Annotated in this window: 24 protein-coding genes and 1 pseudogene; 12 read left to right on the plus strand and 13 right to left on the minus strand. The window is 68.4% G+C overall.

The genetic code is table 11. The annotated features are described in order from the left end of the window. Positions 1-168 precede the first annotated feature (168 nt). Positions 169-363 (plus strand): DUF397 domain-containing protein, encoded by a 195-nt coding sequence (locus AB0B91_RS54440; protein WP_358339421.1) that lies wholly within the window; start codon positions 169-171, stop codon positions 361-363. 73 nt (positions 364-436) lie between these two features. Here the strand turns inward: AB0B91_RS54440 and AB0B91_RS54445 are convergent, their stop codons facing one another. Then, positions 437-1,270, minus strand: coding sequence for a hypothetical protein (locus tag AB0B91_RS54445; protein WP_358339423.1), 834 nt, complete (start codon positions 1,268-1,270; stop codon positions 437-439). A gap of 70 nt (positions 1,271-1,340) precedes the next feature. Here AB0B91_RS54445 and AB0B91_RS54450 point away from each other — a divergent pair, with 70 nt between their 5' ends. Beyond that, positions 1,341-2,129 (plus strand): ABC transporter ATP-binding protein, encoded by a 789-nt coding sequence (locus tag AB0B91_RS54450; RefSeq protein WP_358339425.1) that lies wholly within the window; start codon positions 1,341-1,343, stop codon positions 2,127-2,129. Here the strand turns inward: AB0B91_RS54450 and AB0B91_RS54455 are convergent. Beyond that, complete coding sequence (locus tag AB0B91_RS54455; RefSeq protein WP_358339426.1) at positions 2,126-2,632, minus strand: hypothetical protein; 507 nt, start codon at positions 2,630-2,632, stop codon at positions 2,126-2,128. The two genes, AB0B91_RS54450 and AB0B91_RS54455, sit on opposite strands and share 4 nt — an antisense overlap. A 30-nt stretch (positions 2,633-2,662) precedes the next feature. Next, a complete protein-coding gene (locus AB0B91_RS54460) occupies positions 2,663-3,451 on the minus strand; it encodes a metalloregulator ArsR/SmtB family transcription factor (RefSeq protein WP_358339428.1) in 789 nt (262 codons plus the stop codon). 149 nt (positions 3,452-3,600) lie between these two features. Between AB0B91_RS54460 and AB0B91_RS54465 the strand changes: the two genes are divergently transcribed. The 3 genes from AB0B91_RS54465 to AB0B91_RS54475 are packed head-to-tail and all read left to right on the plus strand — an operon-like array spanning position 3,601 to position 5,561. Next, positions 3,601-4,524 carry an SPFH domain-containing protein gene (locus AB0B91_RS54465; RefSeq protein ID WP_358339430.1) on the plus strand — a complete coding sequence of 308 codons (924 nt, stop codon included), beginning with the start codon at positions 3,601-3,603 and terminating at the stop codon, positions 4,522-4,524. A 32-nt stretch (positions 4,525-4,556) separates the two neighbouring features. Continuing rightward, the gene (locus AB0B91_RS54470) at positions 4,557-5,312 is read left to right on the plus strand and encodes a sulfite exporter TauE/SafE family protein (protein ID WP_358339431.1); all 756 of its coding nucleotides are present in this window, start codon (positions 4,557-4,559) and stop codon (positions 5,310-5,312) included. 30 nt (positions 5,313-5,342) lie between these two features. Next, on the plus strand, positions 5,343-5,561 hold the full coding sequence (locus AB0B91_RS54475; RefSeq protein WP_358339433.1) for a hypothetical protein: 219 nt from the start codon (positions 5,343-5,345) through the stop codon (positions 5,559-5,561). A gap of 30 nt (positions 5,562-5,591) precedes the next feature. On the opposite strand, the gene AB0B91_RS54480 is transcribed toward AB0B91_RS54475, so the two are convergent. The 7 genes from AB0B91_RS54480 to AB0B91_RS54510 form a co-directional block, all read right to left on the minus strand. Beyond that, positions 5,592-6,431 carry an NAD(P)H-binding protein gene (locus AB0B91_RS54480; RefSeq protein ID WP_358339434.1) on the minus strand — a complete coding sequence of 280 codons (840 nt, stop codon included), beginning with the start codon at positions 6,429-6,431 and terminating at the stop codon, positions 5,592-5,594. A gap of 28 nt (positions 6,432-6,459) precedes the next feature. Further along, positions 6,460-7,338, minus strand: a complete 879-nt coding sequence (locus AB0B91_RS54485; protein WP_358339436.1) for a Rieske 2Fe-2S domain-containing protein — start codon at positions 7,336-7,338, stop codon at positions 6,460-6,462. Positions 7,339-7,401: 63 nt separating this feature from the next. After that, complete coding sequence (locus AB0B91_RS54490; RefSeq protein WP_358339439.1) at positions 7,402-8,013, minus strand: HD domain-containing protein; 612 nt, start codon at positions 8,011-8,013, stop codon at positions 7,402-7,404. Between the two features lies 1 nt (position 8,014). Further along, a complete protein-coding gene (locus AB0B91_RS54495) occupies positions 8,015-10,204 on the minus strand; it encodes a molybdopterin-dependent oxidoreductase (RefSeq protein WP_358339441.1) in 2,190 nt (729 codons plus the stop codon). Positions 10,205-10,344: 140 nt separating this feature from the next. After that, positions 10,345-10,986 (minus strand): hypothetical protein, encoded by a 642-nt coding sequence (locus tag AB0B91_RS54500; protein WP_358339442.1) that lies wholly within the window; start codon positions 10,984-10,986, stop codon positions 10,345-10,347. Position 10,987: 1 nt separating this feature from the next. After that, positions 10,988-11,203 (minus strand): hypothetical protein, encoded by a 216-nt coding sequence (locus tag AB0B91_RS54505; RefSeq protein WP_358339444.1) that lies wholly within the window; start codon positions 11,201-11,203, stop codon positions 10,988-10,990. 172 nt (positions 11,204-11,375) lie between these two features. Further along, on the minus strand, positions 11,376-11,597 hold the full coding sequence (locus AB0B91_RS54510) for a hypothetical protein (protein WP_358339446.1): 222 nt from the start codon (positions 11,595-11,597) through the stop codon (positions 11,376-11,378). Positions 11,598-11,880: 283 nt separating this feature from the next. Here AB0B91_RS54510 and AB0B91_RS54515 point away from each other — a divergent pair, with 283 nt between their 5' ends. After that, positions 11,881-12,744, plus strand: a complete 864-nt coding sequence (locus AB0B91_RS54515; protein ID WP_219529117.1) for a helix-turn-helix transcriptional regulator — start codon at positions 11,881-11,883, stop codon at positions 12,742-12,744. A 55-nt stretch (positions 12,745-12,799) separates the two neighbouring features. Next, positions 12,800-13,027: a DUF397 domain-containing protein gene (locus tag AB0B91_RS54520; RefSeq protein WP_219529118.1), complete on the plus strand. Its 228-nt coding sequence runs from the start codon at positions 12,800-12,802 to the stop codon at positions 13,025-13,027. 219 nt (positions 13,028-13,246) lie between these two features. On the opposite strand, the pseudogene AB0B91_RS54525 reads toward AB0B91_RS54520, so the two are convergent. Next, positions 13,247-14,687: pseudogene (locus tag AB0B91_RS54525) on the minus strand (catalase). A gap of 211 nt (positions 14,688-14,898) precedes the next feature. Then, positions 14,899-16,275: an MFS transporter gene (locus AB0B91_RS54530; RefSeq protein ID WP_358339448.1), complete on the minus strand. Its 1,377-nt coding sequence runs from the start codon at positions 16,273-16,275 to the stop codon at positions 14,899-14,901. A 137-nt stretch (positions 16,276-16,412) separates the two neighbouring features. On the opposite strand from AB0B91_RS54530, the gene AB0B91_RS54535 reads away from it, so the two are divergent. The 4 genes from AB0B91_RS54535 to AB0B91_RS54550 all read left to right on the plus strand — a co-directional run bounded on the left by AB0B91_RS54535 (position 16,413) and on the right by AB0B91_RS54550 (position 20,962). Beyond that, entirely contained in the window at positions 16,413-17,246 is an 834-nt protein-coding gene (locus AB0B91_RS54535; RefSeq protein ID WP_358339450.1) for a helix-turn-helix transcriptional regulator, read from the plus strand. Between the two features lie 71 nt (positions 17,247-17,317). Next, positions 17,318-18,400: a CapA family protein gene (locus AB0B91_RS54540; RefSeq protein WP_358339451.1), complete on the plus strand. Its 1,083-nt coding sequence runs from the start codon at positions 17,318-17,320 to the stop codon at positions 18,398-18,400. A 41-nt stretch (positions 18,401-18,441) separates the two neighbouring features. Continuing rightward, positions 18,442-20,277: an SDR family oxidoreductase gene (locus tag AB0B91_RS54545; protein WP_358339453.1), complete on the plus strand. Its 1,836-nt coding sequence runs from the start codon at positions 18,442-18,444 to the stop codon at positions 20,275-20,277. Between the two features lie 43 nt (positions 20,278-20,320). After that, positions 20,321-20,962 (plus strand): TetR family transcriptional regulator, encoded by a 642-nt coding sequence (locus tag AB0B91_RS54550; protein WP_219529509.1) that lies wholly within the window; start codon positions 20,321-20,323, stop codon positions 20,960-20,962. Positions 20,963-21,028: 66 nt separating this feature from the next. Here AB0B91_RS54550 and AB0B91_RS54555 read toward each other — a convergent pair whose 3' ends face one another. Continuing rightward, complete coding sequence (locus tag AB0B91_RS54555; RefSeq protein ID WP_358339455.1) at positions 21,029-21,379, minus strand: hypothetical protein; 351 nt, start codon at positions 21,377-21,379, stop codon at positions 21,029-21,031. Between the two features lie 170 nt (positions 21,380-21,549). Here AB0B91_RS54555 and AB0B91_RS54560 point away from each other — a divergent pair, with 170 nt between their 5' ends. Next, complete coding sequence (locus AB0B91_RS54560; protein WP_358339457.1) at positions 21,550-22,080, plus strand: tetratricopeptide repeat protein; 531 nt, start codon at positions 21,550-21,552, stop codon at positions 22,078-22,080. Positions 22,081-22,120: the final 40 nt, after the last annotated feature.

Below are 22,120 nucleotides of genomic sequence, written 5' to 3' on the forward strand. Positions count from 1 at the left end.
CTGCAGCCCGTCCAAGGCCGGCCACCTCTGTAAGGCCATTGCCGTCCTTCAAAACCATCGCGTCGCCCAGACCGCGTGAGGTTGAAATGGGTTCACTGTTGACGCGCTTCGGGCGTGCGCTCTGCCACAGGCCGCGTCGGTGGCCCTGATTGAGAAGGCGACGGGATCATGAACCTGACGGACGCCCATTGGTTCAAGAGCAGCCACAGTGGCGGCAATGGTGGTGACTGCGTCGAGGTGGCCACCAACCTCCCCGGCATCGTTGCCGTCCGCGACAGTAAGGACCCCAGCGGCCCAGCTCTAGTGTTCGCACCCGAGGTGTGGGCCGACTTCATCGCGCAGGTGAAGGCAGGCAAGATCTAGGAGCTGGGCCAAACACCGACGCCCGTGCGTAGGCGTCCGGGCAGCCTGCCGCCGGAGGTCTCGGGCGGGGCTCCTACTGCTTGACCGGCTCGAAGATGGCGTGGTGTGCCGCCACCAGGGCCCGTCGTACGGCCCGGTCGAGGTCTCGCAGGGCGGCGCCGCGGGCGGCGATCTCCCCGGCGGTCAGGCCCCGCTCGTCGGCCAGTCGCAGCACCGCGGTCAGGCGCGTGGCCAGGGCGGAGACGCGGTGCGCCCGTGCCGGGTAGCCAGGTGCCAGCTCGCCGCCGAGCCGCCCCAGCCGCTCGGGCCACTCCTGTGCCGGTCCGCCGGCCGCGGCCAGCGTCTCGGTCGCCGACCGCATCGCGATCGCCAGCTCCCGCTCCGCCTCGGCCACGGACGGCAGGTCCACGCGTACGGGGCCCGACGGGTGTACGGCCAGTCGTACTCCGACATAGGACGACCCGCGCAGGTCGAGCGAGGGCACCAGCCCGAGGCACCGGTCGGAGAGCACTGCGATGACGGCCTGGCCGGCGTCCACCGCGGCCGCGTTGAAGGCGGGCGGGCCGGAGAGCCCGAGCGGGTCGCCGGGCGCGGGCAGCGCCAGCCGGAACTCGGTCAGTCCGTCGGACCGTAGCCCGGCGAGGTAAGCCCGCAACGGCACGTCGCCCACCGCAGCGGAACCCGGGACGTCGGCAGCGGAACTCGGGACGTCGGCCGGGGTGCCCAGGACGTCGGCTGGGGTGGCCGAGGCGTCGGCAGCGGAATCCGGCACGTCGGGGGGCCCCACGACGGCCGGACCCGAGGCGGTTTCGACCCGGTCGACGGCCTCGTCAAGGCCGACGTGACCGGCGAGCCAGGCGTTGCCCCAGGCGACCAGCGGAGGGGAGACAGGTGATTCAGGGAGCACCGGTCCACGATATGCGCTCGCCCTGCAATAGGTTTGTCCCGAGCGTTACTCCTAAAGGAGGGATCCGGGGATGGGTGGTCAGGTGCTGCGGCTCCAGGACGTCGCCGTCAGGCGCGACGGGGCGGCCCTGTTGCGCGGCATCGACTGGACGGTCAATGAGGACGAGCGGTGGGTCGTCATCGGGCCGAACGGAGCGGGCAAGACGACGTTGTTGCAGGTCGCCGCGACGCTGCTCTATCCGAGCGAGGGCATCGTGGAGGTGCTCGGCGAGCGGCTGGGCCAGGCCGACGTCTTCGATCTGCGGCCGCGCATCGGTCTGGCGAGCGCCGCGCTGGCCGAGCGGATCCCGCCGGAGGAGAAGGTCATCGACCTGGTTCTGACGGCGTCCTACGCGATCATGGGCCGCTGGACCGAGGAGTACGACTCCAACGATGTCACCCGGGCCGTCGAGCTGATCGACATGATGGGTGCCGCGCATCTGATCAGGCGCAGGTTCGGCACCCTGTCCGAGGGTGAGCGCAAACGTGTGCAGATCGCCCGCGCGCTCATGCCCGACCCCGAGATGCTGCTGCTGGACGAACCGGCGGCCGGGCTCGACCTGGGCGGCCGGGAGGACCTGGTGCGCCGCCTGTCGGTGCTCGCGGGCGACCTCCGCTCGCCCACGCTGGTGCTCGTCACGCATCACGTGGAGGAGGTGCCCAGCGGGTTCACTCACGGGCTGCTGCTCAAGCACGGCTCGGTCGTGGCCCAGGGGCCGCTGGAGCACGTGATGACGGCCGACCACCTGTCACAGACGTTCGGGGTGCCGCTGTCGCTGGACCGCAGCGCCGAAGGACGCTGGTACGCCCGCGCGCACTAAGTGCCTGTTCTAAGTGGCTCCGGCAGTAGCGCCAGGAGTTGTTTCGCGTGGCCGGGCAGTTCCACTTCTGCCAGGCCCGTAATGAGATCCCTCAGCGGCATGGGCTGATCGACCAGGACTGTGCCGTTGGACAGAAGCAGGGTCGGCACCAGTGTGTCGAGCTCGGCCTCGCTCAGCATCGGTCCGCCGAGTGCACAGAGGGCGTCTCCTTGGTGGCGGATGCGGTCCCGGAGCCCCGTGTTGCCGCCGGAGCGCGCGATGACCCGTTCGATGGTCCAGGTGTCGAGCGCCATGCGGTTGTCGTACGTCGTGTTCGCTCCCGAGGCGATCGAGGAGACGGCGGTGATGGTGGCGGCGTTGACGATGACGACGTGGCCCAGAATCTGCTCAGCGCTCCATTCGCCGGTCGGCGGGGCGGGGCTCGGGTCGCCGGAGTCGGCCACAGCGGCGGCGGCGTCCAGCAGCGCGCGATAGGCATCCCGGAGCGGGGTGGTGTCCAGCATGTCGTCTTCCTTATCAGTTGTGTGGCCGTCTCAGGCGTGCGCGTTATGCATCTCCCATGGGGCCTGCGGGAGGACGTCTCCGGTCTCGAGCAGCGACTTGAGGTTCGCCAGCACGGCCGGCCATCCGTTCGAAATGCCGTTGAGCATGGCCAGGTTGGCGAGATTCTCGTGGGTCACGGTGAGGCGGACGATGTCTTGGTGCGGTTCGACGAGAAAGGTGACGACCGACGGCTCTCTTGGCGCTTCGGGGTCAGGGGCGTCGTCGAAGGTGATGACCAGGCGCGTCGGGGGCTCGGCCTTGAGCACCTGACCGACGACATCGACGACGCCTGATCCGTCGACGCGCTGGTGCTCCCAGGCCGAGCCCGGCTGCCAGTCCGAAATGTTGGCGTGCCCCCAGTAGCGCGCCGTCAGATCCGCGTCCGTCAGGGCCTGCCACACCTGCTCCGCGCTCGCGCGGATGTAGGTGACGTAGACGTAGGTCGGTACGGGCGTGGGTTCGTTGGTCATGGCGTACTCCTCTGCCTTGTTCTTGATGGCACTGATCGCTTGCAGCCGGGGCTTGTCGAAGCCCGAGATCCAGCGCTCCTCGATCTCGTGGATCGGCGCCGGGTTGAGATAGTGCAGCCGCTCCCGTCCGCGCCGGACGACGGTCACGAGGTTGGCCTGCTCAAGGATCCCGAGATGCTGTGTCGCCGACTGGCGTGCCATGTCCAGGCGGTCACACAGCTCGCGCAGCGACTGGCCGTTCTTCTCCCGTAGCCGGTCGAGCAGGAGTCGCCGGGTCGGGTCGGCCAGCGCTTTGAAAATCGAGTCCATCGCTGTCGCTTCGAGGCTCACGCTCCATTATGCAGGTATTTACCTGCCTAATGTCAACTGGGTCATGAGACGCCCGCCGTAGATCGCTTCTATCCGGTGAACGGCCAGTAGGATCAACGAAGGCGATCCCCTCGGCCTCGGAGCGTGCCATGTCCACGTCGCAGCTCATCGTCGCCCTCGTTGTGGTCGCGGCGGTGGGGTTGGGGGTGGCGCGTACGGTCCGCATCATTCCCCAGGCGACCGCGGCGATCATCGAGCGGCTCGGCCGCTATCACCGCACCCTGAAACCGGGGCTCAACCTGGTGGTGCCGTTCATCGACCGGATCAAGGACCTGATCGACCTCCGCGAGCAGGTCGTCTCGTTCCCGCCGCAGCCGGTGATCACCTCCGACAACCTGGTCGTCTCGATCGACACCGTCATCTACTTCCAGGTGACCAATCCGAAGGCGGCCACGTACGAGATCGCGAACTTCCTGGTCGGAGTCGAGCAGCTGACCGTCACCACGCTGCGTAACGTGGTCGGCGGCATGGACCTGGAGAGCACGCTGACCTCCCGCGAGGAGATCAACACCGAGCTGCGCGGCGTCCTCGACGAGGCGACCGGCAAGTGGGGCATCCGGGTCAACCGGGTCGAGCTCAAGGCCATCGACCCGCCGTCCTCCATCCAGGACTCGATGGAGAAGCAGATGCGCGCCGACCGCGACAAACGGGCCGCGGTGCTGGCCGCGGAGGGGCAGCGGCAGGCGGCGATCCTGACGGCCGAAGGTGAGCAGCAGGCGGCGGTCCTGCGGGCCCGCGGCGAGGCGGAGGCGGCCGTGCTGCGCGCCCAGGCGGAGGCCGAGGCCCAAGCCATGCGGGCCAAGGGGCAGGCCGACGCGATCGGGATGGTGTTCAAGGCGATCCATGAGGGCAAACCGGACCAGCGGCTGCTGGCCTACCAATACCTGCAGATGCTCCCGGAGATCGCCAAGGGTGACGCCAACAAGATCTGGATCGTCCCGTCGGAGATGGGCCGGGCACTGGAGAATCTCGGCGGTCTTTTCGCGCCGCCCAAGGATGACCCCGACCGGTAACCGGGAAATGGTCCACCTCTAAGCTCTGTCGGGTGACAATTTGGGAGGCCGTCGCGGTGTTCGCGGCCGGAATCGCGGCCGGAGCCATCAACGCGGTAGTCGGATCGGGCTCACTGGTCACCTTTCCCGCACTCGTGGCAGTCGGCATCGACCCGGTTGTGGCGAACGTCTCGAACAACATCGGCCTGGTCCCCGGCTCCTTCACCGGCGCGTACGGCTACCGCGCCGAGCTGGCCGGGCAGCGCGAACGGCTGCTGCGCCTCGGGCCCGCCTCGGCGATCGGCTCGCTGATCGGCGGGATCCTGCTGCTGTTCCTCGACCCGAGTGTCTTCAAGGTCGTGGTCCCGGTGCTGATCGGGCTCTCCTGCGTGCTGGTCGTGGTGCAGCCCAAGCTCAGCGGCTGGCTGTCGGCCCGGCGCGAGGAGGCCGACCCCCACGGCGGCGTCGTGCTCTGGCTCGGTGTGCTGGGGGCGGGGATCTACGGCGGCTACTTCGGCGCGGCGCAGGGCGTGCTGCTGATCGGGCTGCTCGGCAGCTTCCTGACCGAACCCCTGCAGCGGGTGAACGCGGCCAAGAACGTCCTGGCGCTGGTCGTCAACGGGACCGCGGCCGTGCTGTTCATCCTCATCGCCCACGTGGACTGGTGGGCGGTGCTGGCGGTGGCGGTGGGTGCCACGCTGGGCGGGTTCATCGGGGGCACGTTCGGGCGCCGCATCCCCGCTCCGGTGCTGCGCGGCATCATCGTGTGCGTGGGAATTGTGGCGATTATCAAACTAGTGTACGGATAAATACCCGGCATTCTGGGTATAAATCCGTACATGAAGGGTGATCGGGTCGAGATCGTCATCGATGCGGGCGGCTCCCCGCGCACCTACGAGATCGCCGCCACCCGCGCCGGCCGCCGCGTCGAGGTGGCCACGGGGCGCGGGGTGGTCGAGGTCAGTGAGGTGACCAGGAGCGGCACCGCGGTACGTACCGCGCGATTCATGTCCAGCCGCATCCTGGCCCTGGTGGAACACCCGGCCGACGAGAGCTGAGCCGGCGCTCCCCAACAGCGGCGCGGAACGTCAGCGGAAGTCGGCCGCGTGGTCGGCGGCCCACTCGCGGAACGTCAGCGCGGGCCGGCCGAGCAGCTTCGGCACCGTGTCCGTGATCCGCTCCGGCGTGTCCACGAACGCTCCCCAGCCCGCGAGCGCGCCGTCGACGAACCGCGCGTCGCCCCACGCGGCCAGCAACTGCTCGCGGGCGGCCTCCAGTGGCAACTCCGCCCACCGCACCTCGTGTCCGACCGCCTCGCCGATGATCCGCGCCTGCTCGGCCTGCGACAGCTGCTCCGGCCCGCTGAGGGTGTACTTGGCCCCGCCGTGCCCGGCCGAGGTGAGCACGTGCACGGCCACGGCCGCGATGTCCTTCTCGTGGATCAGCGCCCGGCGCGCCTCCCCGTACGGCCAGCGCACCACGCCCTGCCTGACCTGGTCGGCCCAGCCGAGCGTGTTGGCCGCGAAACCGACCGGCCGCAGGAACGTCCAGCTCATCCCGGTATGCCGGATCAGCCGTTCCACCTCCTGGTGGAACAGCGTCGCCTCCTCCCCGTCGGCCAGATCCTCGACGTCGGCCGACAGGTAGACGACGCGGCGCGCGTGGGCGGCGATGGCCTTCACCACGGGTGCGGCGGTCTCGGCCGCGAAGCCGGGCCAGATCAGGAAGACGGACTCGACGTCCTTCAGCGCCGGTTCCAGGGTCTCGGGGGCGGACAGATCGCCCTTGACCACCTCGACGCCTTCGGGCAGCCTCGCCCGGCCGGGGTCGCGGACCAGGGCGCGGACCGGGAGGCCCGCCCCGGCCAGTTGGGAGACGACGTGCTTGCCTACGTTGCCGGTCGCTCCGGTCACCAGAATTCTGCTCATGGTCGGACCGTAGAACTTAAACCAATGTTCAGGTCAAGCTCGGCCGTACCTGGATCGTGCCGTCGCTCCGGATCCGGGTCTCGAAGGTGGGCGCGGGCGCGGTCGCGGGACCATGCTTGACGGAGCCGTCGGCCAGCCGGAACGTGCTGCCGTGCCAGGGGCAGACCACGCACGCCTCGCCGTTCTCCACGACGAGCCGGCCCTGGTGGAGCGGGCCCGCGAGGTGTGAGCACCGGTCGGCGAGCACGGTGACGCCCTCGGTGTGCCGCAGCACGAAGAGCTGGATGTAGCCGAGTCGCCGCGACACGGGACGGCCCTTGGGCAGGTCGTTGACCAGGCACAGGTCGTGCCAGCCCAGCGGCACGAGATGGGTGACCTGGGGCGCGTGGTTGGCGCCCGCCGCCTGCCGGTAGGCCAGATGCCCGCCCAGGTAGGCGCCGAGGCTGCCGGCGCTGAGCCCGGCGACGGTCAGCACCTTGCCGGCGCGTTCGTCCCCGCGCAGCCGGGCCAGCAGCGAGGCGGAGAAGAGCCCCAGCGCGGTCACGTTCGCCAGCATGTGCACGAACCCGACGCGCTGCTGCTCGCGGTGGAGAGACGACCAGTCGGTCAGGCCGGCGGCCGCGGTCGGCAGCGCGCTGCCGAGGCCGGTGGCCAGCAGCAGCCGCGCGGCCCGGGGGTCGGCGTCGGTCCAGTCGAGCACCGCGGTGGACATCCAGCAGCCCAGGCTGAAGGTGGCGAGCGGCGGATGCAGCGGTTTGCCCGTGGGCACGCCGTGCAGCCAGTCGCGCAGCCGTCCCGGCCGGATCCGGTCGCGTACGGCCTTGGCCAGCACCCGGATCGGCCGGTCCATGGCCTTGGACCGCTCAAGCCGGTCGGCCAGATCGACCGGCCCCGCGAAACGCCGCAAATACCGCCGGTTAGCTCGCACTATCTCTTTCACGACAAGTCCCCTACCCCGGGCATGAGGGCATCACTCGGACAGGTGCCCCCTGGCCACGGAGAGCTCGACCAGCTCCAGCGCGTACGCCCCGAGCGACGGCGAGCCGTCCTCGATGAGCCGTACCTTCTCCTTGACCTGCGCGGCCGTCACCTTGAACAGCGACCAGGTGCCGCCCTCCGTGTGATGGTTGGCCAGGATCGGCGCGAAACGGTCGAGCGCTCTGGCGAACCTCGCCTCCTGCGTCTCCCGAGCCTCGAACTCATCCCAGAGCGCCCGCATCCCCGCCCCCTGCTCGCCCGGGAGCAGTGCGAAGATGCGGTCCGCGGCGGCCCGCTCCGCGTCGGGCTGGGCGGCCACCGCGGCCGTGTCGTAGACGAACGTGTCACCGGCGTCGATCTCGACCAGGTCGTGCACGAGCAGCATCGCCACCACCCGCTGGATGTCGGTCCCCGGTGGCGCGTGCTCACCCAGGACCATGGCCAGCATGCCTACGTACCAGGAGTGCTCTGCGTCGTTCTCTCGCCGTGAGCCGTCCATGAGATGGTTGCGGCGGATGATCCGCTTTAACTTGTCGATCTCGACGGCGAAGGCGATCTGGGCGGTCAGGCGGTCCTCTTCTGGTGCGATAGTCACGCGCGACACCCTAATGTGCGGTGATCACACTGGTTGGCAGAATTGTTACGGGGACCCCATTGAACACGGCATTTCCCGACGGAACGTCGATAGCCGACTCATCGGTCAGCTCGTTCGCGCTGACCCCCGCGTGCTCGGCGGCGATCGTCTGAGCGCTGCCCCCGTGTCCCCAGCCGTGGGGCAGGCTGACCACGCCCGGCATGATCGTGTCGGTGGGTTCGAGCGGCACCCTGAGCTCTCCCTTGGCCGAGCGGATCAGCGCCTCGCCGTCCAGTCCGAGCCTGGCCACGTCGGCCGGGTTGATCTGGAGCGTGCAGGTGTTGCTGCCGCCGACCAGCGAGCCCACGTTGTGCAGCCAGCTGTTGTTGGAGCGCAGATGGCGCCGCCCGATCAGGACGATCTCCGGCGGCTCCTGCTCCAGCCCGGCGCGCAGCCGCTCGACGTCCTCGATGAGCTGCGGCGGCGCGAGCTCGATCACCCCGGAGGCGGTCCTCAGCACCTCGGCCAGCCGGGGCTCCAGCGGCCCGAGATCCAGTCCGTGCGGGTTGTCGAGCAGCTTGCGCAGCGACAGGTCGCCCTTGCCCGCCCACTCGCCGTACGGGCCCAGCTTGAGCATCAGGTCGAGCCGGAGCTCGGCCCCCGAATCGCCGTCGAGCGCGGCCCGCAGCTCGGCCACGTCGCGCCCCTCCACACCGGAGCCCGGCAGGTCGACGGCCTTGCGCAGCATCTGGTCGATGACGAACTCGTCGAGGTCACCCTCCAGCCCGGACGCGATCATGGTGAGTCGGGCCAGGATCTGCGCCTCCGACGGCTGCCCGTCCAGCGGCAGCAGCGGGCGCGAGTAACGGGTGTAGTTGCGTACCGCGAAATTGAGCAGGGCGAAGTCGTAGTGCCCCGACTGGAGCGCCCGCGGCGGCGGCAGGATGACGTTCGCGTGCTTGGTGGTCTCGTTCAGGTACGGATCGACGCTGACCATGAAGTCCAGCTGCCCGAAGGCCGCGTCGAGCCGGGCGCCGTGCGGCGCCGAGAGCACCGGATTACCCGCCACGGTGACCAGGAACCGGAGCTGCCCGTCGCCGGGCGTCTCGATCTCGTCGGCGAGCGTGGCGACCGGCAGCTCGCCGTTCGCCTCGGGCAGGCCCCTGACGCGGCTCTTCCACCGGCCCAGTGTGTACGGCCTGCGGGCCAGGCCGAACTCGGTGGCGGGTTTGGCGAACATGGCGCCGCCGGGCCGGTCGAGGTTGCCGGTGAGCACGTTGAGCACGTCCACCAGCCACTGGGCCAGCGTGCCGAACTCGGCCGTACAGGTGCCGATCCTGGCGTAGACGGCCGCCGTCCTGGCCGCCGCCAGCTCCCTGGCCAACCGGACGATCACCTCGGCGGGCACGCCCGTGCGGCGGGACACCACGTCGGGCGGGAAGTGCTTGGCCGCCTCGCGTACCTCGTCCAGGCCGTTCACCTCGTGCGCCACCGTGGTTAGGTCCTCGGCCAAAAGCGTGTGCGCGATCCCGAAGAGCAGGTAGGCGTCGGTCCCCGGCCGGACGAACACGTGCTCGTCGGCCAGGCCGGCGGTCCTGGTGCGGCGCGGATCGACCACGACCAGCCGGCCGCCGCGAGCGCGCAGCGCCTTGAGCCTGCCCGGGAAGTCGGGCGCGGTGCACAGCGAGCCGTTGGACTCCAGCGGATTGGCGCCCAGCATGAGCAGGTAGTCGGTCCGGTCGAGGTCCGGCACCGGGACGGCGAGCGGGTGACCGAACATCAGCCCGCTGGCCACGTGCTTGGGCATCTGGTCGGCGGTGCTGGCCGAGAAGATGTTGCGCGTGCCGAGGGCCTTGAGCAGCGGCGTGCCGTAGAGCTGGCCCGCCATGTTGTGCACGTTCGGGTTGCCGAGATAGACGCCGACCGACTGACGGCCGTGCCGCTCCGTGACCTGGTCGAGGCCCTGTTTGACGGCGGCGAACGCCTCGTCCCAGCCGACCTCGCGCCAGAGCTCGCCCTCCCTGATCAGCGGCCTGCGCAGCCGGTCGGGGTCCTCGTCCAGGCGGCCCAGGCTGGCGCCCTTGGGGCAGATGAAGCCCTTGCTGAACGGGTCTTCCTTGTCGCCCCGCACGCTCGTCACGTGCCCGCCCTCGTCGAGGGTGAGCGTCAGGCCGCAGACGGCTTCGCACAGGGGACAGGTCCGGTGGACGGTCGACGTCATCTCGGCTCCTGAGTTCGTCAGTTGAACTCATCTTGGCCCGTACGGCACGCATGGGGAAGCCCCGGAGCCCCCGCGGTCTCCGGGGCTTGTACTGGGGAGCACCTCAGGCCCGAGGCGCTCCCCAGGTCATCGGCGGGCCGTCAGCCGACCTGCGTCAGCGCGAACGGCCTGGCCAGATCAGGGGGCTCCTCAAGGTCGCTCCGCAAGGAGATCCAGGCATGGCCGTAGAGCCGGGCGAGCCCGGGGGAGGCCGCGCCGGGCAGCTCGTCACGCCGGACGACCTCAACGATCAGCAGGTGCGCCCATTTGCGGTGCCGGTAGACGTTGGCGCTCCTGGCCCAGCACGCCGCGGCGATCTCCTCGGCGTAAGCCTCGAACTCCGCGGCGGAGATGCCCGCTCTGGTCATGACGAGGGCCTTCTCACCCGTGCGGGTGGGAGTGATCCACAACACCAGCGGGATCCGGCCCGCCCGGGTGTGCATCGTGGTCTCCAGGCAGGTCTTCTGCAGCCGGTGCCTGGTCGCCAGGCACCAGAAGTGCGCCGCCACCCAGTTACGGCCGGTCCTGGTCACCGCCGGCACCGAGACCGCGCTGGTCAGCATGATGAACGGCCACCACCGGCCCTGCTGGGTGGCGCCCAGCAGCGTCAGCACGAACAGGGTGAGCGCCCCGATCAGCAGCAGCTCGGTGCGGATCCGCCACAGCCTGGCGAGCAGTCCGGAACCGGCGGCCGGCAGGTCCTCGTTGGCCGGGTAGATCTGGTTACGTGGGTTCCTCGACATCTCAGGACACCTCCTCGACGATTCGGGAGGGAACCTTGAGCTGGTCGAATCGGGGGTCGCGGTAGCGACGTGCGCCGAATCCGGCCTTGGCGACGGTCCAGCCGCGCCGGTACGCGAACTCGTCCGGCTCCATGCAGATCTCTCGATCCGCCCACGCGATGAGTTCCTGGATCCGGGTCTTGATTCGGCTGAGTCCCTTGGTACCTTGTGAGTACATGGAACACCTCTTTCGCGGCATTACTCGAGGTGGGTTCTTGCGCCGGATCGCAGGCTGATGACCGGTGTCGCCGCAGGGTGGCAGCCCTTTTGAGCGGCAATGAGGTGGTCAGCCTGGGTCCGGCTTATCTGTGGTTCTCCGTGCTCGAATGAGCGACATTCGCGGCGGTCGATCAGATGAATGCGGGGTCCTTCCGGCAAGCGGCCTCCCTGGGGCAGAGATTCAGATCCGGGACGGCGACGTTGCCGGTGGTGCGGCCCGCGTGGCCGCCAGCGATCAGAAGCGGTAGGCCCGGTGTGTTCGGCCGTGTCGTCATCTCGGCCTCCCATCCGTCGGCAACCTTCCAGGGCTCGATCGTCTCTCCCGGAACCGCCTGGTGCAATACGTTCAGCAAGAGAAGATTTTGTTTTCTTGGTCCTTGCTTGAAGTTTGTGGCGCATCTGTTGGTGCAACTTGCACGCCAACTATCAGGTGTTCCTGGGGTCCGAGTACACGAGGGGGAACCGCCGTATGCCTGCCGCCCCAGGTCGAGCCCCTCTTGCACCTTGCGCTCACTACGTGAAACCCTTACGGCAAGCCTCAGCAGCAATGCTCGTGCAAGTTGCAGTGTAAGATTGGCTGAACGGCCAAACGGCCTTTCCCGTTACACCTTCATTCCCGACCGAGGAGAGTGGACGGTGCCATCGCAGCAGGGCAGTCCGACTGTTCGCAGGCTCAGACTCGGTCAGGAGCTACGCCTCCTACGCGAACGAAAGAAGCTGACGGGGGCCAGGGCGGCCAAGGATCTCGGCTGGAGCGCCAGCAAGATAAGCCGGATCGAAGCGGCCAAGACTGTGCCAAGCGCCGAGGACATCAAGGCACTGGCAGAGCTCTACAAGATCGACAGTGGTAAACGTGACGAACTCTTCGCCCTGCTGAGGGATGCGGATCAGCGTGGGTGGTGGGAAGATTACGAAGACGCCCTACCTGAGGAATACACAAGATTCCTCGGGTTGGAGGCGGAGGCGACATTCCAGCGCAACTGGGAACCCCAGATCGTGCCTGGTCTCCTCCAGACTGAGGACTATGCACGGGAGGTCGTCCTCTCCGTCCGCGGCATCTCGCGCATCACGCACAGCGGTGTCCGGAGCCGGGTCGAGGCGCGCATGGATCGGCAGCAGCGGGTGTTGCACCGTCCGCAGCCGTCCCAGCTATGTTTCGTGCTCGACGAACCGGCGCTGATGCGCCGTTTCGGTGAGCCCTCGGTCATGCGGGAACAGATGGAGCATCTCCTTGAGATGTCGCTGCTGCCACACGTCAGTGTGCAGGTGCTGGTGATGGATGCGCTGCACCCCGTCAACACGGGGGCTTTCATCCATCTGAAGTTCGCGGAATTCGACGATGTTGTATATCTGGAGCAGCTCTACACTGCTCACTTCGTCGATGATCTCGAACGAGTGGCTGGATATGAGGAAGCCTTCGACTACATCAAGTCCCAAGCGTTGGACGAGGACGAGTCACGTGTGCTCATCCAGCGCAAGGCCATGATGTGGCGAGGCTAGCGACAAAGATCACAACAAGGGGCAACGGTGCCCCTTTCGCCCGTTTGGGGAGAAAATGTACATCGATCCCGTGGCAGCGACCTGGCAGAAGAGTAGCTTCTGCAACGGCGCGAGCAGCTGCGTCGAAGTCGCGCCGCTTGCCGACGGAAACGTCGCCTTGCGAGACGGCAAGGAGCAGGACGGACCTGTCCTGGTCTTCACGCCGAGTGAGTGGGCTGCCTTCACGGCCGGGGTTCGTGATGGCGAGTTCGACCTGACCTCGCTTGCCGCTACCGCGTCATGAATAACGGCCCTGGCAGGTTGCTAGCACAACACCATCAGGGCCGCCGCGACTCCAGCTCGTCATCTTTCGCGAGAACCGAAGATCCCCATATCTTGGCCTGAAGTGCGTTGGAGATCAACTAGCGACTCACCCACTGCTCCACTTGGACCGCCCCCAACAGGCTCCACGTGAAACTGCCCGCGCCCTCACAGGGACGCGGGCAGTTTCACGTGCTCTGTGTCAGGCGAGGTCGAGGCCGCGGGCGACGCCCTGGCCGAGGTCCTTGTGGATGTTGCTCCAGTACTCCACGACCCGCTGCCTCATGTCCGAGGTGACCTCGGGGGCCGAGGCGTGGCCGACGATGTTGCTCACCAGGTGCTCGCGGTCCGTCTCGGACAGCACGTTCTCCCAGAGGGCGCGCGGCTGGACGTAGTCGTCGTCCTCGGCGTGCTTGGTGTACGCCGACCGGATGATCTCGCACCTGGTAGTTCTCGCCCTCGTACAGCGAGGGGTCCGCCGCCGGGCCGTTGACGCTGTTGGGGGCGTACACCGGGTCCCGCTGGTTCGTGAAGGTCATCGGACCGTCGAAGTTGTAGGAGTTGACCGCGGTCCGGGGCTGGTTGATCGGCAGTTGCAGGTAGTTGGGGCCGATGCGGTAGCGGTGCGTGTCGGGGTAGGAGAAGAGCCGGCCCTGCAGCATCTTGTCCGGTGAGGTGCCGATGCCGGGCACCAGGTTCGACGGCTCGAAGCCGGCCTGCTCCACCTCGGCGAAGTAGTTGGCCGGGTTGCGGTTCAGGGTGAACGTGCCGATCGTGATCTCGGGGTAGTCGCTGTGCGGCCACACCTTGGTCAGATCGAACGGGTTGAACCGGTAGTCGGCCGCGGCCTCGAACGGCATGATCTGGACGTTCACCAGCCACGACGGGTGGTCGCCCGCCTCGATGGCCGTGTGCAGGTCGCGGATGTGGTGGTCGGGGTCGACGAGCAGCGCGGCGGCCTCGTCGCCGGTGTAGTTCTCGATGCCCTGCTCGGTCCTGAAGTGGTACTTCACCCAGAACTTCTCGCCTCCGGCGTTGTACCAGAGGAAGGTGTGCGAGCCGAAGCCGTGCATGTGCCGCCACGAGGCGGGGATGCCGCGGTCGGTCATGAGGAACGTGACCTGGTGCGCCGACTCCGGTGACAGGGTCCAGAAGTCCCACTGCATGTTGTTGTCGCGCAGGTGGGTGTCGGCCCGGCGCTTCTGGCTGTGGATGAAGTCGGAGAACTTCTGCGGGTCCCGGATGAAGAAGATCGGCGTGTTGTTGCCGACGAGGTCGTAGTTGCCCTCTTCGGTGTAGAACTTGATCGCGAACCCCCGCGGGTCGCGAGCGGTGTCGGGGCTGCCGAGCTCACCGGCGACGGTCGAGAAGCGCAGGAAGAGCGGGGTCTCCTTGCCCTTCTGGAAGAGGCCGGCCTTGGTGAACTGGCTGACGTCCTCGGTGATCCGCAGGAAGCCATGGGCGCCGCCGCCTTTGGCGTGCACGACGCGCTCGGGAACACGTTCCCGGTTGAAGTGCGCCATCTTCTGGATCAGGTAGTGATCCTGCATGAGAAGAGGGCCGTTGGGGCCGACGGAGAGCGAGTGCTCGTCACTCGGCGCGGGAATGCCCGCGTCGTCGGTGGAGATGGGCCTGTTCGTCATAAGCGTGGTCCTTCGCGATCATCGTTGATGGCTCAGGCAGACGCTCCAGTACGTGACATCGGCTGCGTCCACGACATCGCGTACGGTCTGCGTGATCGCCACGCGGGCCGCGGTCATCCGCAGCCCGCCCGACGAATTAGGTCATAGACCCCATATCCGGACACGCTATGCGCTAAACCTGAACGATTCAAGTAAAGGAATGGTGCAAGCTTCAGCTCATGCGGAGCCGTACCAGGAAGATCGAGCTCAACCCGGCCAGCACGGCCAGCGCCGCGAGCGCCACGGCGGTCACCATCGAGGCGGACCCGGTGCCGCCGCCCTGGCTCAGGGAGATGAACAGCGTGCCCACCGTAGAGACCCCGATCACCTGGCCGAGCTGCATCACGGTGAGGAGCGCCCCGCTCGCGTCCGCGGCGTAGACGTCGTCGACGTGGGTGGTGGCCAGGTTGGTCACCGCGACCTGCACGCCGAGCCCGGCGCCGATGAGCGCGCTCATGACCGCGTACGCCACGCCGCCACCGGCGGCGAGCCCGAGACCCACGTAGGCGGGTGCGGCCACCACGTAACCGAAGGGCACGAACGAGCGCTGGCGGCGGGGCGGCAGCAGCGGCCAGCCGAGCCCCACGAGCGCGAACGCCAGCGCGCACGGTACCAGCATCATGCCCGAGGCCAGTGGCGACAGCTTCAGGTCGCCCTGCAGGTGCAGCGCCGAGGTGAACAGGAACGCGCCCCAGGTCGCCGGCCCGAGGAGCAGCACGGCGAGCCCCGGCCGCATGCCGGGCGCGCGCAGCACGCGCGCGTTCACCAGCGGGCGCCCGCCGCGGTTGGTCACCCAGCGCTCAACGCGGACGAACACCACGAAGAGCACCACACTCAGCGCCATCGAAGCCCAGCCCCACAACGGCCAGCCGAGGTCCCTGCCGAGCACGAGCGGGACCACGAACAGCAACACGGCGGCCGACAGGCTCACCAGACCCCACGGGTCGAGCCCGCCCTGGCCGCCACCCTGGTCGGCGGGGAGGACGCGCGGGCCCGCGATCAACAGCAGGACACCGATCGGCACCAGGACGAGGAAGACGATCCGCCAGCCGGCGCCGAGCCCGAGCAGGATCCCGCCGAGCGCCTGGCCGACCACGATGCCGCCGCTCACCACCGCCGACCACAAACCCAGCGCCCGGCCTCTGGCCGCGCCCTGGTAGTTGTGCTGGATCAATGTCATGACCTGGGGCATCATCAGCGCGGCCCCGGCGCCCTGGGCGAGCCGGGCGGCGACCAGCGTGCCGGTCGTGGGCGCGAGCCCCGCCCCCAGCGTGGTGAGCGTGAACAAGGCGAGCCCGATGAGGAAGGCCTGGCGGTAGCCGAACAGGTCGCCGAGCCTGGCACCGGTGATCAACAGGACGGCGTAGACAATGGTGTAGCCGGCGACGATCATCTGCAGCCCGGCACCGGATGAGTGCAGATCGGCCTCGATGGTCGGGGTGGCCACGTTGACGATGTTGACGTTCAGGATGGCCAGGAACTGCCCCACGAGGATGACCGCCAGGAGCAGCCCGCTGGCCTTGCTCTTCTCCGGCTGTTGAACCGGCATAGGAGGAGCAAGAGGAGCAGATTGGGTCATAAGTCAAGTGTGGCGGCAATCCAGTACCAGTAACGAGAGCCCCTTTATACTGGTATTAACGCTACCTGGATCACTGACGCCCGCTCTCCCATAGTTGAGGAGTGACCGTGACAGAAGCAAGGCGCTCCGATCTGTCGGCATTCCTCCGCACCCGGCGCGAGCGGATCACCCCCGAGATGGTCGATCTGGCGCCGGGTCCCCGCAGGCGCACGCCCGGCTTGCGCCGCGAGGAGGTCGCCCAGCTCGCGGGGGTGGGCGTCACCTGGTACACGTGGCTGGAGCAGGGGCGGCCGATCAACGCCAGCAGTCAGGTGCTCGACGCGATCTCGCGCACGCTCCGGCTCGACACCGCCGAGCGGCAGCACCTCTACCGGCTCGCGGGCCAGTCGGGCACACCCATCCTCGACGACTCCACGCCGGTGACGCCGGAGATGCAGGCCATACTCGACCAGCTCGGCGCGATGCCCGCGTGCATCACGAACAGCCGCTGCGACCTGCTGGCCTGGAACTCCGCCTATGCCACGATCTTCCCCGAGACCGTCGACGCTCCGGAGTGCGAGCGCAACTCGCTCTGGCAGACCTTCGTCAAGCCATCCTGGACGACCATGCTGGTCAACCGCGGTCAGGAGCTGCCCCGTACCGTCGCCGTCTTCAGGGGCGCCTACAGCCGCCACTCCGACGACCCGTGCTGGCAGGACTTCGTCCGGCGGCTCGCCGCGGAGAGCGCCGAGTTCGCCCGGCTCTGGGCCAGGCAGGACGTGGCCGAGCCCGGGCCGCGCGTGAAGACGTTCGAGCACCGGCAGATGGGCCGGATCAGCTTCAGGACGACGAGCTTCAACCTCTCGTCGGCGCCCGAGACTCGCATGATCGTCTACACGCCGCTGGACCAGGGGTGCCTCGATGCCATGACTCGTCTCATGACAGAAGGTCAGCTTAGCTAGAATCGCCGTGGTTCATCCGCTCATGCCATGCTCGATGGCTGAAAGTCAGGATCGAGCGGAAGCGACCGCACATGAGACTCCCCCGTCCCCTACTCTCGGCGCCCCTCGCCGTCACACTGGCCGCTGTCGCCGCATGCACGGCGGCCGAGCCGGAGCAGCCGCCGAAGACCGAACAGGCGGCGGAGGAACCGAAAGAGGCGAAGGTCTCCGCCACCCCAGCCCGGCGGCCGTACACCATCTCGTTCGGCGGGGACGTGCACTTCGAGGGTGGGCTGCGCAACAGGCTCGCCGCGCCGCGCACGGCGCTCGGGCCGATCGCGGAGGTGCTGCGCAAGGCCGACCTCGCGATGGTCAACCTGGAGACGGCGATCACGACCGGCGGTACGCCCGCGCCCGGCAAGGAGTTCACCTTCAGGGCGCCCGCCACGGCGTTCGCCGCGCTGAAGGCCGCCGGGGTGGACGTGGCCTCGATGGCCAACAACCACGGCATGGACTACATGGAGACCGGGCTCGCCGACTCGCTGGCGGCGATCAAGCAGAGCAAGTTCCCGATCGTGGGCATCGGGGCGAACTCCACGCAGGCCTACAAACCATTCAGGAAGACCGTCAACGGCAACCGGGTCTCCATCATCGGCGCCACGCAGGTGCTCGACGCCGAGTTCATCCAGGCGTGGACGGCGACGCCCGACAAGGGCGGGCTCGCGTCGGCCAAGGACGAGCCGCGCCTGCTCCAGGCCGTACGGCAGGCTCGCAAGAACTCCGACACCGTCATCGTGCACCTGCACTGGGGCACCGAGATGCAGAAGTGCCCCAACCCGGCGCAGCTCGCGCTCGGCCCGAAGCTGATCAAGGCGGGCGCCGACGTGGTGGTCGGCGGGCACGCGCACATCCTGCTCGGCGCCGGGTACATCGGCAACGGGTACGTCAGCTACGGCTTGGGCAACTTCGTCTTCTACAACTCCTCGCCCGGCACCACCGGCAAGACCGGCGTGCTGACGCTCACCATCAAGGGTCGCAAGGTGCTCAAGGACCAGTGGACACCGGCCACGATCCAGGGGGGAGTACCGATCCCCATGACGGGCACGGCCAAGACACAGGCGGTGGCCGACTGGAAGGCTCTGCGGTCCTGTACAGGGCTGGCCGCCCGTCCTTGACGGGAGCTATCATTGGACTCTACGTCTAATAGGAGGTCGCGATGCGCTGGGTCGAGTCCGATGACGTGCGGTTGGCGGTCTTCGAGGAAGGCGATCCCGGCGACCCCACGATCCTGCTCGTGCACGGCTACCCGGACACGCACCGGGTCTGGGACGAGGTCGCCGAGCTGCTGCGCGACCGCTTCCACGTGGTCCGCTACGACGTACGCGGCGCGGGCTCCTCGACGGCCCCGCGCCACACCCGCGACTACGTCTTCGACCGGCTCGCCGCCGACCTGGCGGCGGTGCTCGACGCGATCGGCAAGCCGCGGGTCCATCTGGTGGGGCACGACTGGGGTTCGCTGCAGGGCTGGGACGCGGTGACCCGGCCCGGACTCCGCGACCGGGTGGCCTCCTTCACCAGCTTCGGCGGCCCGGGTCTCGCGCAGTGGCGCCACTTCATGAGGCACGGCCGGCGGCGCGACGTGCTGGCACAGCGGGCCAGATCCTGGTACATCGGCGTCTTCCAGCTTCCGGTGCTGCCCGAGGTGGCTTGGAGCACGTTCATGCCGCGGGTCCTGGAACGGACGATGCGGCTGAACGAGGGCATCGAGCCCAGGCCGGGCCACCCGGCCGAGACATTGGTCAGTGACGCCCGCAACGGTCTGCGGCTCTACCGCGGCAACATGGCCGACCGGCCCGGCGGTGACGCGTCCGGCCGATCCCGCGTCGACGAGGCGGTCCGTGGCGAGGCGGTCCGTGGTGACGCCGGCCGTGGTGACGCCGGCCGTGGTGACGCCGGTCGTGGTGACGCCGGTCGTGGTGGCGGTCCGACCGTCGCCGTGCCCGTCCAGCTCATCGAGCCGACGCGGGACCCGTTCGTCACCCCGGCGTTGCTGGCCTCCCTCGGGCAGGGGGTCCCGAAGTTCTGGCACCGCATGATCGCGGCCGGTCACTGGGCCCAGCGCAGCCATCCCCAGGTCATCGCCAGAATGATCGCCGAGTTCGCCACCCACACCGACGGCGGCGCGCCCACCAGAAGCCTGCGCGGAGCACGCGTCGAGAAGGGACAGAAGGCCTTCCACGGGCAACTGGTGGTGATCACCGGCGCCGGCAGCGGCATCGGACGCGCCACCGCACGCGCCTTCGCGGCGCATGGGGCCGAGGTCGTCTGCGCGGACCTCGATCTCGAAACGGCGACGCGCACGGCCGACGGCATCGCCAAGGACCTCGGCGGCACGGCCCACGCCGTACGGGTCGATGTCGCCAACACCACCCAGATGGAAGACTTCGCCGGAAATATCCGCGCTGAGTATGGAGTGCCGGACATTGTGGTGAACAATGCCGGGATCGCGGTCAGCGGGCCATTCCTCGACCACTCGGTCGACGACTGGCGCCGGACCCTCGACGTCAACCTGTGGGGCGTCATCCACGGCTGCCGCCTGTTCGCCGCTCAGATGGTCGAGCGGGGAGAGGGCGGCCACATCGTCAACATCGCCTCGCTGGCCGCGTTCGTACCGTCGCGGCTGCTACCCGCCTACTCCACCTCGAAGGCGGCCGTGAAGATGCTGAGCGACTGCCTCAGGGCGGAAGTCGCCGAGCGGGGCATCGGGGTCACCGTGATCTGCCCCGGTTTCGTGTCCACGCCCATCGCGCGCAACGCCACGTACGTCGGACCGGACATCAGGGAGACGGCCGAACAGCGGCTCGCCCGCCGCGGCTACCCGCCCGAGCGCGTCGCCGCCCACATCCTGCGGGCCGTACACCGTGACCAGGCCGTCGTGCCGGTCAATGCGGAAGGGAAGATCGGCTACGCGCTGTCGAGGATCTCGCCGGGAGCGCTGCGGCGACTGGCACGAGTGACCGGCGTCACAGCAATTCCGCCATTCGCCAGGTAACGATCGTGCACTTGGGGGGAAGATGGAACCCGTGTCCTCCCCGATGATTGAAGACGGCTGCGCGCCGCCCAAATCGCTCCGGCGACGGCCGACGCAGCGCCGCAGTGCCCGCCGCGTCGAGCGGATGCTCGACGCGTGCGCCGAGCTGCTCGACGAGATGGGCTACGAGGGTCTGTCCACCACCCGCATCGCCGAGCGAGCCGGCGTCGCGATCGGGTCGGTCTACCAGTTCTTTCCCGACAAGCGAGCCATCACGCAGGAGCTGACCCGGCGCAACGTCGAGCAGTTCGTCTCCCGGGTCGGCCGCAGGTTCCTCGAAGAGGACTACCGCGGCTGGTGGGAGGCGGTCGACGCGATCATCGACGAGTTCGTCGACATGCATCGGACCGTGCCCGGATTCAGGAACCTGCGCTTCGGCGACGTGGTCGACCTCAACCTGCTCGACTCCGACTCCGACAACAACATGGTGATCGCCGGACGGCTGCGCGGACTGCTGCTGAAGGAGTTCGGGCTGGCCGACAGCCAGGAGCTCGACCTGGCCGTGCTGGTCGCCGTCGAGGCGGGCGACGCGGTGCTGAAGCTGGCCTTCCGCCGCGATCCCGACGGGTCGCCGGAGATCATCGAGGCGGCCAAGCAGCTGATCCGCGGCTTCCTGTCCCGCCAGCTCAAGTCCTGGTCCCCCTGAGGAGCCCGGGTCACGTTCCAGGCTCTCTGCAGGGTGCCCAAGTCCTCCTGGAGGCGTTCTGGGCGGCTACTCGGTTTCGTGTAGCTCCCTGAGGAGTTCGGGGAGCCAGGCGGGAGTCGAGCCGTGCTGGTGCTGTGCCTGGTCGTTCGATTCCGGGACGAGCGCGGCGGCGGGCGGCTGGTGCGGCTGGGTCCGCGACGGGCCGGTGCCCGGCACGCACGGTGCCGGGAGCGTCACCGGTCGTGCGTCGCGTGCCTCCCTCGCCATCCTGGTGTGCAGCCTGGCTTCCAGCGCATGGAGGTTTCGCTCAGCCGATTCGATGGCCTCCAGTCGGGCCGAAAGGTAGCCGACCGCCCCCGGAATCACGGCCGACAGCACGATGACGCAGACCAAGACGAAGGTCATCTGCTTGGACATGCCCATCGCGACTCCCTCCACTAGCGGACGAGCGCGACGGTTATATCCCCTCCGACCAGCACAGACACGCTGACTGTAGTCATACTTTAACGCTACGTTGCCGAACCCGTGCGAGATCCGCGATGTGCATTGACCGGGCAAAACCGCAAGCGGCTCGGTAGTCTCGCGGTGTGGCGCATGTGACCCGTGAGCACCTTGATCGCCTGCTAGAGCAGGCACTGCTGGCCGACGACCACGGTTCGCTGGCGAAGCGGCTGTACGACGTCGCGCTCGGCTATTCGTCGGGCGACGTTTCCAGGGCATCCATCCTGGTCCTGGCCGCCGAGGAATGGCGAGCGGCGGGACAACCCGCACGTGCGATGGAGTGCTTCCAGCGTGCGATGGAAGACGGTGGCGAGTCGAGCATCGACCCGCGAGCCGGCATAGCCGACACGCTTTTCGAGCTCGACAGACCGGACGAGGCAAGGGAGGTCATCGAGACCATCCGCGCGGAGGGCCGTGTCACCACGGCGACCGCTCACACGATCGCCGAGACCCTGGTGGCCTACGGTGACCTGAGGGCGGGGCACGAGTGGGCGACCCAGGCGGTGCTGGCCTGCGAGGAGAACGACCCCGAGCAGGTGGCCCTGCTGCGCACCCGCTACCGCATCCGGGTGGACCTCGGCCTGCCGGAGGACGACCTGGACGCCCTGGTTTCCTGACGAGGGAGGCCGTGGGCAGATGACGCGATCCGCCCCCTGT

It is taken from the genome of Nonomuraea sp. NPDC049141 (assembly GCF_040648415.1).
In the GTDB taxonomy this organism is placed as follows: domain Bacteria; phylum Actinomycetota; class Actinomycetes; order Streptosporangiales; family Streptosporangiaceae; genus Nonomuraea.

Coding starts and splice junctions, on each gene's coding strand:
- AB0B91_RS54440 (WP_358339421.1), top strand. CDS start 169: ATGAACCTGACGGACGCCCATTGGTTCAAGAGCAGCCACAGTGGCGGC.
- AB0B91_RS54500 (WP_358339442.1), bottom strand. CDS start 10,986: ATGTCGAGGAACCCACGTAACCAGATCTACCCGGCCAACGAGGACCTG.
- AB0B91_RS54480 (WP_358339434.1), bottom strand. CDS start 6,431: ATGAGCAGAATTCTGGTGACCGGAGCGACCGGCAACGTAGGCAAGCAC.
- AB0B91_RS54465 (WP_358339430.1), top strand. CDS start 3,601: ATGTCCACGTCGCAGCTCATCGTCGCCCTCGTTGTGGTCGCGGCGGTG.
- AB0B91_RS54475 (WP_358339433.1), top strand. CDS start 5,343: ATGAAGGGTGATCGGGTCGAGATCGTCATCGATGCGGGCGGCTCCCCG.
- AB0B91_RS54455 (WP_358339426.1), bottom strand. CDS start 2,632: ATGCTGGACACCACCCCGCTCCGGGATGCCTATCGCGCGCTGCTGGAC.
- AB0B91_RS54550 (WP_219529509.1), top strand. CDS start 20,321: ATGATTGAAGACGGCTGCGCGCCGCCCAAATCGCTCCGGCGACGGCCG.
- AB0B91_RS54540 (WP_358339451.1), top strand. CDS start 17,318: ATGAGACTCCCCCGTCCCCTACTCTCGGCGCCCCTCGCCGTCACACTG.
- AB0B91_RS54555 (WP_358339455.1), bottom strand. CDS start 21,379: ATGTCCAAGCAGATGACCTTCGTCTTGGTCTGCGTCATCGTGCTGTCG.
- AB0B91_RS54530 (WP_358339448.1), bottom strand. CDS start 16,275: ATGCCGGTTCAACAGCCGGAGAAGAGCAAGGCCAGCGGGCTGCTCCTG.
- AB0B91_RS54450 (WP_358339425.1), top strand. CDS start 1,341: ATGGGTGGTCAGGTGCTGCGGCTCCAGGACGTCGCCGTCAGGCGCGAC.
- AB0B91_RS54505 (WP_358339444.1), bottom strand. CDS start 11,203: ATGTACTCACAAGGTACCAAGGGACTCAGCCGAATCAAGACCCGGATC.
- AB0B91_RS54460 (WP_358339428.1), bottom strand. CDS start 3,451: ATGGACTCGATTTTCAAAGCGCTGGCCGACCCGACCCGGCGACTCCTG.
- AB0B91_RS54520 (WP_219529118.1), top strand. CDS start 12,800: ATGTACATCGATCCCGTGGCAGCGACCTGGCAGAAGAGTAGCTTCTGC.
- AB0B91_RS54495 (WP_358339441.1), bottom strand. CDS start 10,204: ATGACGTCGACCGTCCACCGGACCTGTCCCCTGTGCGAAGCCGTCTGC.
- AB0B91_RS54545 (WP_358339453.1), top strand. CDS start 18,442: ATGCGCTGGGTCGAGTCCGATGACGTGCGGTTGGCGGTCTTCGAGGAA.